The organism is Streptomyces sp. NPDC051322 (assembly GCF_040689485.1).
GTDB lineage: Bacteria > Actinomycetota > Actinomycetes > Streptomycetales > Streptomycetaceae > Streptomyces.
The window spans coordinates 399,467-414,115 of record NZ_JBFBAK010000007.1; the positions used below are offsets into that span (position 1 = coordinate 399,467).

Annotated in this window: 13 protein-coding genes; 6 read left to right on the forward strand and 7 right to left on the reverse strand. The window is 73.0% G+C overall.

Translation table 11 applies throughout. The features are described from left to right. Positions 1–1,113, reverse strand: a complete 1,113-nt coding sequence (locus tag AB0436_RS19255) for a ferrochelatase (protein ID WP_366469092.1) — start codon at positions 1,111–1,113, stop codon at positions 1–3. Positions 1,114–1,247: 134 nt separating this feature from the next. On the opposite strand from AB0436_RS19255, the gene AB0436_RS19260 reads away from it, so the two are divergent. Then, on the forward strand, positions 1,248–2,564 hold the full coding sequence (locus AB0436_RS19260) for a D-arabinono-1,4-lactone oxidase (protein WP_366469093.1): 1,317 nt from the start codon (positions 1,248–1,250) through the stop codon (positions 2,562–2,564). A 46-nt stretch (positions 2,565–2,610) separates the two neighbouring features. On the opposite strand, the gene AB0436_RS19265 is transcribed toward AB0436_RS19260, so the two are convergent. Further along, on the reverse strand, positions 2,611–3,426 hold the full coding sequence (locus AB0436_RS19265; protein WP_366469094.1) for a hypothetical protein: 816 nt from the start codon (positions 3,424–3,426) through the stop codon (positions 2,611–2,613). Between the two features lie 491 nt (positions 3,427–3,917). Between AB0436_RS19265 and sepH the strand changes: the two genes are divergently transcribed. Further along, entirely contained in the window at positions 3,918–4,964 is a 1,047-nt protein-coding gene (gene sepH / locus AB0436_RS19270) for a septation protein SepH (RefSeq protein WP_366469095.1), read from the forward strand. 61 nt (positions 4,965–5,025) lie between these two features. Here sepH and AB0436_RS19275 read toward each other — a convergent pair whose 3' ends face one another. Continuing rightward, positions 5,026–5,856 (reverse strand): sulfurtransferase, encoded by an 831-nt coding sequence (locus AB0436_RS19275; RefSeq protein WP_366469096.1) that lies wholly within the window; start codon positions 5,854–5,856, stop codon positions 5,026–5,028. A 158-nt stretch (positions 5,857–6,014) separates the two neighbouring features. Here AB0436_RS19275 and AB0436_RS19280 point away from each other — a divergent pair, with 158 nt between their 5' ends. From AB0436_RS19280 to cobM, 3 genes are all read left to right on the forward strand, one after another. After that, positions 6,015–6,788 (forward strand): VOC family protein, encoded by a 774-nt coding sequence (locus tag AB0436_RS19280; RefSeq protein ID WP_366469097.1) that lies wholly within the window; start codon positions 6,015–6,017, stop codon positions 6,786–6,788. A 91-nt stretch (positions 6,789–6,879) separates the two neighbouring features. Then, positions 6,880–8,142: a precorrin-6y C5,15-methyltransferase (decarboxylating) subunit CbiE gene (cbiE, locus tag AB0436_RS19285; RefSeq protein ID WP_366469098.1), complete on the forward strand. Its 1,263-nt coding sequence runs from the start codon at positions 6,880–6,882 to the stop codon at positions 8,140–8,142. Next, positions 8,139–8,888, forward strand: coding sequence for a precorrin-4 C(11)-methyltransferase (cobM, locus tag AB0436_RS19290; RefSeq protein ID WP_366469099.1), 750 nt, complete (start codon positions 8,139–8,141; stop codon positions 8,886–8,888). Before cbiE ends, cobM begins: the two co-directional genes overlap by 4 nt. 64 nt (positions 8,889–8,952) lie before the next feature. On the opposite strand, the gene AB0436_RS19295 is transcribed toward cobM, so the two are convergent. After that, a complete protein-coding gene (locus AB0436_RS19295; RefSeq protein WP_366469100.1) occupies positions 8,953–10,092 on the reverse strand; it encodes a cobalt-precorrin-5B (C(1))-methyltransferase in 1,140 nt (379 codons plus the stop codon). A gap of 89 nt (positions 10,093–10,181) precedes the next feature. Here AB0436_RS19295 and AB0436_RS19300 point away from each other — a divergent pair, with 89 nt between their 5' ends. Then, positions 10,182–10,919 carry a cobalt-precorrin-6A reductase gene (locus AB0436_RS19300; protein WP_366469101.1) on the forward strand — a complete coding sequence of 246 codons (738 nt, stop codon included), beginning with the start codon at positions 10,182–10,184 and terminating at the stop codon, positions 10,917–10,919. Here AB0436_RS19300 and AB0436_RS19305 read toward each other — a convergent pair. The 3 genes from AB0436_RS19305 to cobG are packed head-to-tail and all read right to left on the reverse strand — an operon-like array spanning position 10,904 to position 14,423. Further along, positions 10,904–12,409, reverse strand: a complete 1,506-nt coding sequence (locus tag AB0436_RS19305; protein ID WP_366469102.1) for a precorrin-2 C(20)-methyltransferase — start codon at positions 12,407–12,409, stop codon at positions 10,904–10,906. The two genes, AB0436_RS19300 and AB0436_RS19305, sit on opposite strands and share 16 nt — an antisense overlap. Continuing rightward, positions 12,406–13,047, reverse strand: coding sequence for a precorrin-8X methylmutase (locus tag AB0436_RS19310; protein ID WP_366469103.1), 642 nt, complete (start codon positions 13,045–13,047; stop codon positions 12,406–12,408). Before AB0436_RS19310 ends, AB0436_RS19305 begins: the two co-directional genes overlap by 4 nt. After that, positions 13,044–14,423: a precorrin-3B synthase gene (gene cobG, locus AB0436_RS19315; protein WP_366469104.1), complete on the reverse strand. Its 1,380-nt coding sequence runs from the start codon at positions 14,421–14,423 to the stop codon at positions 13,044–13,046. Before cobG ends, AB0436_RS19310 begins: the two co-directional genes overlap by 4 nt. Between the last annotated feature and the right edge of the window lie 226 nt (positions 14,424–14,649).

Consider the following 14,649-nt stretch of genomic DNA (forward strand, 5'->3'; position numbering starts at 1 on the left):
TTACGCGTACGGGCTGTCGGCGCCCGCGGCCGCGGGCTTGGGGACACGGGCCGGGCAGCAGCCGACCGGGCACAGATCGTGCGAGGCGCCCAGCGCCCCGAGCGCGCAGCGCCGCACCGGTCGGCCGCGTTCGCTCGCCGCCCGCTCCAGCAGCAGATCGCGCACCGCGGCCGCGAAGCGCGGATCGGCGCCGACCGTCGCGGACCGTACGGCGGGCAGGCGCAGTTCGGCGGCCCTGGTGAGGGCCTCGGTGTCCAGGTCGTAGCGGACTTCCATGTGGTCGGAGACGAAGCCGATGGGCACCATCACGACCGCCGGCGCCCCGGCGTCGTGCAACGCCGTGATGTGGTCGCAGATATCGGGCTCCAGCCACGGAATGTGCGGGGAGCCGCTGCGCGACTGGTAGACCAGCTCCCAGGGATGGTCCATCCCGGTTTCCTGCCGGATCCGCTCGACGATCACCCGTGCCACGTCCAGGTGCTGGGCGACGTAGGCCCCGCCCTCGGGTCCGGAGCTGTCGGCGGCCGCCGTGGGGATGGAATGGGTGGTGAAGGCCAGGTGCGCCCCGGCGCGCACCGCCTCGTCCAGTTCGGCCAGCGATGCCAGAACGCCGTCGACCATCGGCTCGATGAACCCGGGGTGGTTGAAGTAGTGCCGCAGCTTGTCGACACGGGGCAGTTCGAGGCCCTCGGCCTGCAGGGTGGCGAGTGCTTCCGCGAGGTTCTCGCGGTACTGCCGGCAACCGGAGTAGGACGCGTACGCGCTGGTGGCGAGGACGGCGATGCGGCGGTGGCCGTCGGTGGTCATGCGGCGCAGCGTGTCGGTCAGGTAGGGCGCCCAGTTGCGGTTGCCCCAGTACACCGGGAGATCCAGATCGTGCGCCGCGAAGTCCTTGCCGAGGGCATCGAGGAGGGCGCGGTTCTGGGCGTTGATGGGGCTGACGCCGCCGAACAGGAAGTAGTGCTGTCCCACTTCCTTCAGCCGCTCCTTGGGGATGCCGCGGCCGCGGGTCACGTTCTCCAGGAACGGGACCACGTCGTCCGGGCCCTCCGGGCCGCCGAAGGAGAGCAGCAGGAGCGCGTCATAGGGTTCTGGATCAGGCTGTTCGGACATGTCACAGATCCTGCCACCCACGTCCGGCGGTCGGACGGACGCCCCGCTCCGGCTTGTGGCGGCGCTGAGTAGGATCCCCCTCCAACCGGCCGGGACGGGCCGGCCGGAGGGCATGGCACGAGGGGAGCGGCCGAATGACCGGGGCATCGAGGACGTCGGGCAGCTGGCGCAACTGGGCGGGGAACGTCACCGCCCGCCCGGTGCGGGAAGTCACCCCCGCATCCGTGGACGAGCTCGCCGCCGCGGTCAAACGGGCCGCCGACGACGGCCTCAGGGTGAAGGCCGTGGGGACCGGGCATTCCTTCACGACGACGGCCGCGACCGACGGCGTACTGATACGTCCGGGTCTGCTGACCGGTATCCGGCAGATCGACCGTACGGCCGGCACGGTCACCGTCGAGTCGGGCACCCCGCTGAAGCGGCTGAACCTCGCCCTGGCCCGCGAGGGGCTCTCCCTCACCAACATGGGCGACATCATGGATCAGACGGTGGCGGGCGCCACCAGCACCGGCACCCATGGCACCGGCCGCGAGTCTGCCTCCATCGCCGCGCAGATCCGCGCGCTGGAGCTGGTGACGGCCGACGGCACGGTACTGACCTGTTCGGAGACGGAGAACCCAGACGTCTTCGCCGCCGCCCGGATCGGTCTCGGAGCCCTGGGAGTGATCACCGCGATCACCTTCGCCGTCGAGCCGGTCTTCCTGCTGACCGCTCGGGAGGAGCCGATGCGCTTCGACCGGGTGACCGCCGAGTTCGATCAGCTCGTCGCGGAGAACGAGCACTTCGAGTTCTACTGGTTCCCGCACACCGGCAACTGCAACACCAAGCGGAACAACCGCAGCGCGGGCCCCGCCGCCCCGCCGGGAAAGCTGGCCGGCTGGATCGACGACGAGTTCCTCTCCAACGGCGTCTTCCAGCTCGCCTGCACCCTGGGCAGAGCCGTCCCGGCGACGATCCCGGCCATCGCCCGGGTTTCCAGCCGCGCGCTCTCCGCCCGCATGTACACGGACATCCCGTACAAAGTCTTCACAAGCCCGCGCCGGGTGCGCTTCGTGGAAATGGAGTACGCCCTGCCGCGCGAGGCCGCGGTGGGGGCGCTGCGCGAGGTCAAGGCGATGCTGGAGCGCTCGCCGTTGCGGGTCGGCTTCCCGGTCGAGGTGCGTACGGCGCCCGCCGACGACATAGCGCTCTCCACTGCCTCGGGCCGGGAGAGCGCGTACATCGCTGTGCACCTCTACCGGGGCACCCCGCACCAGGCGTACTTCACCGCCGTGGAGCGGATCATGATCGCGCACGGCGGCCGGCCGCACTGGGGCAAGCTGCACACGCGCGACGCCGGGTACCTGGCCGAGGTGTATCCGCGGTTCGGTGAGTTCTCCGCGCTGCGCGACCGGCTGGATCCGGAGCGGCTTTTCACCAACGACTACCTCCGCCGCGTCCTGGGCGCCTGACCACAGCCGCGGCCGGCCCGGCGCGACTGTGGTCGGCATGCCGGAGCTAGCCGGCGGGGGTGACGGGCGTGTTGCCATCGGTCCCGTTGCCGCTCGTCCCGCCGTCGGACGGGTCCGACGGGGTCGGCGTCGCTGCCCCCTGATCCGGGGTCGTCGCGTCGGGTGTCGGCGACGGGTTCGCCGACGGGCCGGTGCCGCTGCCGGAACCGGGGGTCGACTGCCCGGTGCCGTCCGTGCCGCTGCCCGGTGAAGGGTCGGGGCTCCGTTCCTGCCCGCCGTCCCGGTTCGGATGCCGGTGCTGCCGCTGGTCCGTGGTGTCCGAGGGCCCGGACGAGGGCGCCGACCCCTTCGAGCCCCCGTGCACGACCGAGCTCACCGTCGTACCGCTGCCGCCGTTGAGCTCGTGCCCGGAGAGCAGTTCGTATCCGGTGACCCCGCTCATCGCCACCAGGAACACGACGACGGCCGCGAGCGACGAGCGCTTCCATCCGCGGACCCGGGTGCCGTGAGTGGTGGCCTCGCCGAACTCGCCGCTCGGCCACCGGACCTCATCGGCGGCTCCCGGACGCGCGAACTCCGGCCGCGTCGCCGGCACCTTCAGGGCCTTCGGCCGCACCTGGACGGTGACCACCCGGATCTGCTCCCCGGTGCGCCGGAAGAGATGCGAGAAGATCGTGCCGCCACACGTGGCGATCACGCTCATCACGCCCGCGCCGACGATCGTGCCGTACATCCCGAGTTTGGATGCCAGTACCGCTGCCGCGACTGCGGCAAAGGCGCTGCCCGCCACCTGTGGCAGGCTCAGATCGAACCGCTTCCTCCTCGTCTCGCCGGTCCCGTCAGCGTCCGCCTGTTGCGCCATCCCCAACCTCTGTTTGTCCGCCTTCTTGCACCCCGCACCAGAAAGGGACAGATGAGCGAAGTGGATAGTTCCATTTCGGGCGATTGTGTGAAGGACGCCACCGAAGGCATCCCCCGTCCGCACTTACCGGACGGAAGGACCGCTCCCTGCCGGAGCTTCGGCGGCGAGCCGTCCACCCGCTTGGCCCGAATGGAGTACTGTGACGAGCCCTGGGCCCGGCCTCCCTCAGGGGTGTCCGGATCAACGGGAGGGGGCCGAAGGCGGCACTCGAACCGGCGGCGCCGTGGCACCGCACGGGCGCCTGCTGCGCAGAGTGACGAATCGTCGCTCTGCGTCGCAAACAGGTAACCGTGCCATAACGGCGATCCAGGTCCGGGGCCCGACACGCCGGGCAACTCGGCAAGGTTGTGGCGTGCCGCACCCGGGCAGGCCACACTCGACTAGCGGAAGCGACGCACGTGACGTCGGCAGGCACCACCCGGGAGGTTCCCATGCCCGAACTGCGTGTCGTGGCCGTCTCGAATGACGGCACACGACTGGTGCTCAAAGCTGCGGACAGTACGGAGTACACGCTTCCGATCGACGAACGGCTGCGTGCGGCGGTCCGTAATGACCGGGCCCGCCTCGGCCAGATCGAGATCGAGGTGGAGAGCCATCTCCGTCCTCGCGACATCCAGGCGCGCATACGAGCCGGAGCCTCCGCCGAGGAGGTCGCCCAGATGGCCGGCATCCCGGTCGACCGTGTCCGCCGTTTCGAGGGCCCGGTGCTCGCGGAGCGCGCGTTCATGGCCGAGCGGGCCCGCAAGACCCCGGTGCGGCGGGCCGGCGAGAACACCGGAACGGGACCTCAGCTGGGCGAGGCGGTGCAGGAGCGGCTGCTGCTGCGTGGCGCCGAGCGCGAGACCGTGCTGTGGGATTCCTGGCGCCGCGACGACGGCACCTGGGAAGTGCTGCTCGTCTACCGGGTCGCCACCGAGACGCACTCGGCGAGCTGGAGCTACGATCCGCCGCGCCGGCTGGTGCAGGCCATGGACGACGAGGCGCGGTCGCTGATCGGCGAGTCCGACGATTCGCTGGTGGCGCCGGAGCCGAGCTTCCCGTTCGTGCCGAGGATCGCCAGGCTGCCGCGCGACCGGCCGCTCGACCGTGCTCTGGACCGGCAGATGGAGCGCCCTTCGGCGCCCGCGCCGCCCACACCGGACGAAGCCGGCGAGCGGGACTCGCTGACCAGCCTGCTGGAGGCAGTACCGAGCTTCCGGGGCGACATGGTCGTACCCGAGCGGCCGGTGCCGGCGGAACTTCCGCCGACCGAGCCCGCTCAGGAGCCGGAGGCGGAGGAGCCGCCCGCGGCATCGGCGAGCGCCGGCTCGGCGTACGCGGACGTGCTGATGCCGCGTGCGGTGGCCGGCCATCGCGACCGGCTCACCGGGACCACCGACCGGCAGGCCGAGGCCGACGGGGTGCGGCCGGGACGGCGGGCGGCGGTGCCCAGCTGGGACGAGATCGTCTTCGGCACCCGGCGCAAGAAGCAGGACTGACCGGGTGTCGCCGGGGGTCCGCACGCGGCTGCGTCCGGACCCCCGTGTTCTCCCGCCGGACTTACCGGGGTTCCGGCCCGGTGGCCACCGGACGGGATGCGTCCGCCGACCACTCCGACCAGGAACCCGCGTACAGCGCGGCCGGAATTCCGGCGATCTCCAGGGCGAGTACCTCGTGAGCGCCGGAGACCCCGGATCCGCAGTAGACCCCGACATCGCCGCTGTCCACCGACGCCCCCAGCCCGGCGAAGCGCGCCGTCAGCTCCTCGGGCGGCAGGAAGCGGCCGTCCGGGCCGGTGTTCGCCGTCGTGGGCGCCGAGACCGCACCCGGGATGTGACCGCCCACCCGGTCGATCGGCTCCACGTCGCCCCGGTAACGCTCGGCGGCCCGCGCATCGAACAGCACCCCCTTCCCGGCCAGCTCGGCGGCGGCGTCCGCGTCGAGCAGCGGCACCGACCCCGGCACCGGCACGAAGTCACCCGTCTGCGGATCCGGTGTGCTCGCCGAGAGCGGACCGGTCCAGGCCGCGAGACCGCCGTCCAGTACCCGGACCTGCGGATGCCCCGTCCAGCGCAGCAGCCACCAGGCACGCGCCGCGGCCCAGCTCTGTCCGCCGTCGTACACCACTACCGGGATGTCCCGGGAGACGCCCGCGCGGCGCATCACGGCGCCGAAGTCCGCCGGATCGGGCAGCGGATGACGGCCACCGGAACCGGGCGGACCCGCCAGCTCCGCATCCAGGTCGACGAAGACCGCGCCCGGAATGTGGGCGCTGTCGTATTCGGCACGCAGCGGCGGACCGTGGAGCTGCCAGCGCACGTCCAGGAGCACCGGTGGCCTCGGCCCGGACATCTCGTTCGCCAGTTCGGTCGCGCTGATGATGGGTCTCATGCACGTCATCCTCGCTCAGAGACCGGCCGCTGCGTAACGCCCGTCCCAAATACGGCGCGGCCGGACCACCCCGCACGATGCGTGGTGCAAGCATCTGGGCGGGACCGGCAGACCGGCCCCCGCACGGCCACCACCGATGGTCCGAGGAGAGAGTGAAGATGACCGAGGCAGCCACTCGGCACAAGCCCGGAACCCCTTGCTGGGTCAGTCTGATGGTGCACGGGCTTCCCGCCACCCAGGACTTCTACGGAGCCTTGTTCAACTGGGACTTCCATCCGGGCCCGCGGCAACTCGGCCCCTACGTGAGGGCGATGCTCGACGGCAAGGAGGTGGCCGGCCTCGGGCAGCTGCCGCCGGACCATCATCTGCCCGTTGCCTGGACGACCTATCTGGCAACCGACGACGCCGACGCGACAGCCGAGACCATCAGGCACTGCGGGGGGACCGTGGGCGTGGGGCCGCTCGACGCGGCTGAGGCGGGCCGGCTCGCCATCGGCTCCGACCCCGGGGGCGCGGTCTTCGGGGTCTGGCAGGCGGCAGCCCATCTCGGCATCGCCACGGCGGGCGCCCCGGGTACCCCGGTGTGGAACGAGCTGGTGACCCGGGAGACCACCGCGGTCGGCAAGTTCTACCAGGCGGTCTTCGGCTACGAGAGCACGCCGGCCGCCTCCTCCGACGCCGACCGTTCGACGCTCTGCCTGGACGGCCGGGCGGTGGCCTCGCTGCACGGGGTGGGAGCCGCGCTGCCGCGTGACCGGGGCGCGCACTGGATGACCTACTTCGAGGTGGCGGACACCGATGAGGCCGCGCGCCGGGTGGCCGAGCTGGGCGGGCAGGTGCTCGAGCAGCCGCGCGAGGCACGGACCGGGCGGCTTGCCACGGTCGCTGATCCGGAGGGAGCGGTCTTCACGATCGTCCGGTCGGCGCGCTGACCGTCCCGGCCGGGACGGTACCCGCAGGTCGGACCCGACGGACCGGCCAGTAGAGTTCCGCTCCGTCCCCTCCGACCTCCGAGGTACCCGAGTGAACTCCGCGCGCCCCGCCCCAGCAGTGACCGTCGTCGGGATCGGCGCCGACGGCTGGAGCGGTCTCCCGGAAGCGGCCCGGACCGCGCTGCGCACGGCGGACGTACTGATCGGCGGCTCCCGGCAACTCGCGCTGCTCCCCGCGGTGTGCGCAGGCACCCGTACGGCCTGGCCCAGCCCGCTGCGGCCCGCGGTGCCCGACCTGCTGGCGGCGCACCGCGGCCGCCGGGTCTGCGTACTCGCCAGCGGCGACCCGATGTTCTACGGCATCGGGCGGGCGCTCTGCGAAGAGCTGCCCGCCGGAGCGTTGCGGGTGCTGCCGCACCCTTCATCGGTCTCCTACGCCTGTGGCCGCCTCGGCTGGCCCGTGGAGGACACCGAGGTGGTCACCCTCGTCGGCCGCCCCACCGCCGGCCTCGCCGCCGCGCTGCACCACGGCCGCCGGCTGCTGGTGCTCAGCGCGGGTCCGACGACGCCCGCGGAGGTGGCGGAGCTGCTGCGGGACCGGGGATTCGGGCCGAGCCGGATGTCCGTACTCGAACAGCTCGGGTCCCCTGCGGAGCGGCATACCGACGGCATCGCGGACCACTGGGCGCAGCCGCCGGGTGATCCGCTGAACGTGGTCGCGGTCGAGTGCCGCCGCGCCGACGGCGCGCTGCGGCTCGGCGGCTCGCCCGGCCTCCCCGACGAGGCGTACGCCCACGACGGCCAGCTCACCAAACGTCACGTCAGGGCGGCCACCCTCGCCGTACTCGCGCCCGCCCCGGGTGAGTTGCTCTGGGACGTCGGCGGCGGCTCCGGCTCCATCGCCGTCGAGTGGATGCGTTCACACCGCTCCTGCCGGGCCGTCACGGTGGAGCGTGACGCCGTACGCGCCGAGCGCATCGCCAGGAACGCGCAGACCCTCGGTGTCCCCGCGCTGCGTGTGGTGACCGGCAGTGCGCCGGGGGCTCTCGCCGGACTCCCCACGCCCGACGCGGTGTTCATCGGCGGTGGCCTGACCGCCCCCGGCCTGCTGGACGCCTGTTGGGACGCGCTGCCGGTGGGCGGGCGGCTGGTCGCCAACACCGTGACGCTCGAGTCCGAGGCACTGCTCGCCGACCGGTACCGCAGCCATGGCGGCGAACTGGTGCGGATCGGCGTCTCGCACGCGGTCCCGGTGGGCGGCTTCACCGGCTGGCGGCAGGCGATGCCGGTCACCCAGTGGTCGGTCACCAAGACGGTCCCGCACGCAGGAACTCACGCAGGAGAAGAACGATGACGGTGTACTTCATCGGTGCCGGCCCCGGTGCCGCGGACCTGATCACGGTGCGCGGCGCCCGTCTGCTGGCCGCCTGCCGGGTCTGTCTGTATGCGGGCAGCCTGGTACCACGGGAACTGCTGGCCGAATGCCCGCCGGACGCCCGCCTGGTGGACACCGCCCAGCTCAACCTGGACCAGATCACCGCGGAGTCGGTACGCGCCCACCGGGAGGGGCACGACGTGGCCAGGCTGCACTCCGGTGACCCTTCGGTCTTCAGCGCGGTCGCCGAGCAGATGCGCAGACTGGACGCGGCGGGCGTGCCCTACGAGGTCGTACCGGGTGTTCCGGCCTTCGCGGCGGCCGCGGCCGCCCTGAAGCGGGAGCTGACCGTGCCCACGGTGGGCCAGACGGTCATCCTGACCCGGATCGCGCACCGTGCGACGCCGATGCCCGAGGGCGAGGATCTTGCCACGCTGGGCCGCAGCGGGGCGCTGCTGGTACTGCATCTCGCGGCCCGGTATGCGGACCGGGTGGTGGCGGAACTGCTGCCGCACTACGGCGCCGACTGCCCCGCCGCGGTCGTCGCCATGGCATCACGGCCGGACGAACTGGTGCTGCGGGGCACGCTCGCCGACATCGCGGAACAGGTGAAGGCGGCCGGCGTGGTCCGCACCGCCGTCATCATGGTGGGGCGCACGCTGGCCGCCGAGCAGTTCCGGGACAGCCATCTGTATTCGGCGGACCGGGACCGCCACGTCTGCTGACCGGCGGCCCGGGCCGCGCCCGCGGCGAACCCCGGTGCTCCGGTCGTCACCGGTGCTCAGGCCGTCACCGGAGCTCCGATCGCCCCACCACGTTGCCCGCGCGGTCGATGCAGAGGACGTCCACCGCGACCGGTGCTCCGCGCAGTACCGACAGCGCCTCGTCGCGGGCCTTCGCGGCGACGAGGTCCCCGAGCGGCACCCCCGCCGCCGTGCACAACTGCAGGGCCGCGAGGCCGGTATTGGCTCCGGCGATCTCCGCGCTCAGGGCTTCGTCCGCCCCGCCGCGGCGGGCCAGGGCTGCGAGGAACACCTTGTCGACCTGGGAACGGCCCGAGTGCAGATCGAGATGACCGGCAGCGAGTTTGGACAGCTTGGCGAAGCCGCCGCAGAGGGTGAGACGGTCGACGGGGTGACGGCGCACGTACTTCAGGACAGCTCCCGCGAAGTCCCCCATGTCCAGCAGCGCGTCGAGCGGCAGTCCGTACTCGGCGACGACCGTCCTCTCCGAGGTCGATCCGGTGCAGCCGGCGACATGGGTGTGCCCCGCGGCGCGGGCCACGTCCACTCCGCGGCGGATCGAGTCGATCCAGGCCGAGCAGGAGTACGGGACGACCACTCCGGTGGTACCGAGCACCGAGAGGCCGCCGAGGATGCCCAGCCGGGGATTCCAGGTGGAACGGGCGATCTCCTCGCCGTCGTCGATGGAGACGGTGATCTCGACATCGCCGCTGCCGCCGTGGCGGGCCGCCACCTCGGCGACATGCTCCCGCATCAGCCTGCGCGGCACCGGATTGATGGCCGGTTCGCCGACGTCGAGCGGCAGGCCCGGCTTGGTGACAGTGCCCACGCCCGGCCCGGCCCGGAAGAGCACCCCGGATCCGGGCGGCAGCTCCCGTACGGTGGCCCGGACCAGCGCGCCGTGCGTGACGTCCGGGTCGTCGCCCGCGTCCTTGACGACGCCGGCCATGGCCCGGCCCACGGTCAACTCCTCGGCGGCCAGCGCGAAGGCGGGTGTCCGGCCGCCGGGCAGCGAGATCGTCACCGGGTCCGGAAAGTCCCCGGTCAGCAGGGCGGTGTATGCGGCGGTCGTCGCGGCGGTGGCACAGGCGCCTGTCGTCCAGCCCGGGCGCAGGCCGGTGTGCTCGAGCTGGGCGCTGCGCCCTCCGGACGCCGCCTTTCCGGGCACCACGTCTGCGGGCAACACGTCTGCGGGCACCTTTCCCTCAGGCACCTCTTCCTCAGGCACCTCTTCCTCAGGCACCCGGCACCTCACTCATGGATGGACCGTCCTCGATGCATGTACTGATCCTCGGTGGCACGACGGAGGCCCGGCGCCTCGCGGAGACCCTGCACGGCGGTCCGGTACGGGTGACCAGTTCACTGGCCGGCCGGGTCGCCGCCCCCCGGCTGCCGCCGGGTGGCGTCCGGGTCGGTGGCTTCGGCGGCGCCGACGGCCTGGCCCGCTGGCTCCGGGAGCACCGGGTGGACGCGCTCATCGACGCCACACATCCTTTCGCCGGGACGATCAGTTTCAACGCGGCAGGGGCCGCTGCCGCCACCCATGTTCCTCTGCTGGCTCTGCGTCGCCCCTCCTGGGCCGCGGTCGACGGCGACGACTGGCATCCGGTCGGCTCGCTCGCCGAAGCCGCGGACGCGCTGCCCGCGCTGGGCAGCAGGGTGTTCCTCACCACCGGACGGATGGGCCTCGCCGCCTTCGCCCACCTCGACGGCCTGTGGTTTCTCGTACGGTCGGTGGACGCCACGGAGCCGCCGCAGCCGCGCGAGACGCGGGTGCTGCTCGACCGCGGCCCGTTCACCCTGGACGGGGAGCGCGAGCTGCTGCGGCGCCACCGCATCGACGTACTGGTGACCAAGGACAGCGGCGGCGCGGCCACCGCCCCCAAACTCGTGGCGGCGCGCGAGGCCGGCATCCCGGTGCTGGTGGTACGCCGCCCGCCGGTGCCGGCCGGAGTGCCGGTGGCGGCCGGCCCCGAGGAGGCGGCCGCCTGGGTGCGTCACTTCTCCGGGTAGCGGCGCGGTGTCCAGACGATCTGCTCGCCGTCCCCGCGCCGCACGGTCCGTGTCTGCGAAGACCCGACGATGAGCAGGGTCCGCATGTCGACCTCCGCCGGATCGAGGTCGGCCAGCCGGACGATGCGTACGGATTCCTCCGGGCCGCCGATGTCGCGGCCCAGCACCACCGGGGTCTCCGGGGCCCGCAGTTCGAGCAGCAGATCGCGGGCCAGGCCCACCTGCCAGGTGCGGGTGCGGGAGCCGGGGTTGTAGAGGGCGAGCACCAGGTCGGCCGATGCGGCGGCGCGCAGCCGTTCGGCGATGACCTCCCACGGCTTCAGGCGGTCGGAGAGCGAGAGGGTGGCGTAGTCGTGGCCGAGGGGCGCGCCGGCCTTCGCCGCGGCGGCGTTGGCAGCGGTCACGCCGGGCAGCACCCGTACCGGAACGTCCCGGTACGGGTCCTCCGAGGCCACCTCCAGGACAGCGGTGGCCATGGCGAACACCCCGGGGTCGCCGCCGGACACCACCGCCACCCGCCGCCCGCGCCGGGCCAGATCCAGTGCCAGCTCGGCGCGTTCCGACTCCACCTTGTTGTCGGATCCGTGCCGCAGCTGGCCGGGGCGGAGCGGCACCCGGTCGAGGTAAGTGGTGTAGCCGACCAGATCGTCCGCGTCGGCCAGCGCGCCGCGGGTCTCGGGCGTCAGCCACAGCGGGCCGGCAGGTCCGGTGCCCACCACGACGACCTCGCCGATGTCCCGCGGTTCGGGCACCGCGTCGATCCGGCTCGGCAGCACCGCTACCGAGAAGTACGGCACCGAGTCCGCCGCCACGTCGGCCAGCCGGCCGCTGCGCTCCCCCGTCATGGTGGCCCGTTCCACATACCGGGCTTCGTCGAGCCGGCCGGCGCGTTCCAGCGCCCGCCGCACGGACGGGAAGGTGCGGCCCAGCTTCATGATCACGGCCGAGTCGGTAGCGGCGAGCCGGGCCGTCAGCTCCTCCTCGGGCAGCGTGCCCGGAAGGATGGTCAGCACCTCTTCGGCCTCCACCAACGGCTCACCGAGCCGGGCTGCCGCCGCGCTCACCGAGGTGACGCCGGGCACCACCTCGGTCGGGAAACGGTGCGCGAGCCGCTTGTGCATGTGCTGGTACGAGCCGTAGAAGAGCGGATCGCCCTCGGCCAGCACGGCCACCGTGCGGCCGGCCGACAGATGGGCGGCGAGCCGGGCGGCGGCCTGCTCGTAGAACTCGTCGAGCGCCCCGCGATAGCCGCCGGGGTGGTCGGTGGTCTCCGTGGTGACCGGGTAGACCAGCGCCTCCTCGATGTGGTCGGGGCGTAGATGCTCGGCGGCGATGGAGCGGGCGATCGACCGCCCGTGCCGGGCGCTGTGATAGGCGATCACGTCGGCCGATGCGATGACCTGCACCGCCCGCAGCGTCATGAGTGCGGGGTCCCCCGGGCCGAGCCCGACGCCGTACAGACGCCCTGGCTGTGGGTGCGTCGTGCTCACTCTTCTTCACTCGCAATCGCGTTGATCGCCGCGGCGGCGATGGCGCTGCCGCCGCGCCGTCCGCGGACCACCAGATGGTCCAGGCCCGACGGGTGGGCGGCCAGCGCGTCCTTCGACTCGGCCGCGCCGATGAATCCCACCGGGACGCCGATGACCGCGGCCGGACGAGGAGCCCCCTCCTCGATCATCTCCAGCAGCCGGAACAGCGCGGTGGGTGCGTTTCCCACGGCCACCACGGCGCCCTCCAGCCGGTCCCGCCACAGCTCCAGCGCTGCGGCGCTGCGCGTGGTCCCCAGCCGGGCGGCGAGGTCCGCGACGGACGGGTCGGAGAGGGTGCACAGCACGTCGTTGTCGGCCGGGAGGCGCTTGCGGGTGACGCCGCTGGCGACCATGGCGACATCGCACAGGATCGGGGCCCCGGCCCGCAGCGCGGCCCGGGCGCGGGCCACCACTTGGGGGGTGTACGAGACGTCCGACACCAGGTCGACCATGCCGCAGGCGTGGATCATCCGCACGGTGACCTGGGCGACGTCGGCGGGCAGGCCGGTGAGGTCCGCCTCGGCGCGGATGGTGGCAAAGGACCGGCGGTAGATGGCCGCGCCGTCCTTCTCGTACTCGAACACGATGCTCTCGCTCATCTCTGTGCTGGGGGCGCGATCTCTGCTGGGGGCGCGATCTCTGCTGAGGGTGCTGAAGGGGCACGGGCCGCCGCGACCGCGTCGGCGATCGCTGCGGTGGGTACACGCCGCCGACCGGTCGCGCCGGGGCCGGAGACGTCGTAACCGTCGGATGCGGCGACCACATCCACCCAGGCGGTCCCCGGGGGGTGTCCGCACCGGCGCGCGCAGCCCGACCAGTACACGGGCAGCCCGCCGTGACCCGCGGCGGCGGTAGCGGCCGCCTCGGCCCGTACGTCGGTCAGTGACTTGGCGCAGCCCGGCAATCCCGTACAGGCACCGACCCCCCACCAGGGGGATGCGGTGTCGGTGACCAGTCCTCCCTCGGCGAGTTCGGACAGCACCCCCGGTGCCCCGGCGGTCGGCAGACCGGGCAGGACCACGCCCCGCCAGGGTGTCACGCGGAGTTCGTCCGCGCCGTGCTGGGTGGCCACCGCGGCCAGCAGCCGCCACTGAGCGGACGTGAGGCGCCCCAGCGGCGCCGCCACCGACAGCGCGCTGCGATCGTCAGTACCCCCCACGATGCCCGGCTGCGGCGTCGAAACAGGGCCTGCGGGCGCTGCACCGTGCTGCTCCACGATGATGCCGGCCGCAGCGAGTCGGCGGGCGAAGCGCGGTGCGGAGAGCGCGAAGAGGTGATCGGGGTCGACGAGTTCGCGTACCCGCCACGCGCGGGTAGCGCCGTTTCCCGAGACGGCGAGAAAGGCTTCCGCGGCGAGCAGCGCGGCCCGCGCGGCGTCCTTCGCCGGGACGCGGAGCGCGTCCGGGCCGTCCCCGATGCGGATCAGCGCCTGGCCGTCCGGCCGGGCCCACACCACCACATCGGCGCCGAGCGCGGCCACGTCCTGGTGCCCGTCGTCGAAGGCGAAGAGGAAACGCCCGGAAAGCTCGGTGGCCGTCTCGCTCTCGCAGAGAAACCGGTCGAGTGACATTGCCCACGGCAGTACGTCCGTTCGGCCCGTTCCGTCCGCCCGGTGCGCCGCGTCGAGTCCGGAGAGCGGCGAAGCGACGATGTTGCGGACGCGTTCGTGCCGGGGCGCCGGCAGCAGGCCCACGCCGTCCAGCAGGGCAGCCAGTTCGCCGCCGCAGCCGTCGCCGAGTCCGCGCAGCTGGATGTTCCCCCGGGAGGTGACGTCCAGGCGGCCGTCGCCCAGCCTTTCGGCGGCGTCCGCCAAGGCCCGGGCCTGCCGTCCGGTCAGTATCCCGGCCGGAATCCGGACGCGGGCCAGCGCGCCGTCGTCGGCCGAGTGCAGCCGCAGCGCGCCGGGGCAGGCGTCGCCGCGGTCCCGCATCGAGGAGTCGTCGCTGGTCGTCGCGGACGAGCTGGCCGGTGGCATGGCGGCGAGCATACCGACCATCACACCGGGCGACTGCCCCGCGCCGGAGCACCGGCCGCTAGTATCGGCCCGACGGGTCACTCGGCCCGTCAACGCCGAAGACGGCGTCAGAAGCTGTTGTCCGACCCCCGCTGGAGCCCAGCGGGGGTCGCACGCCCGTGCGGTAGATGGTGCCCGCGCACGCGTTGGGGATCGTCGCCTCGGCGGCCGGTACGCCCGGCTCCGC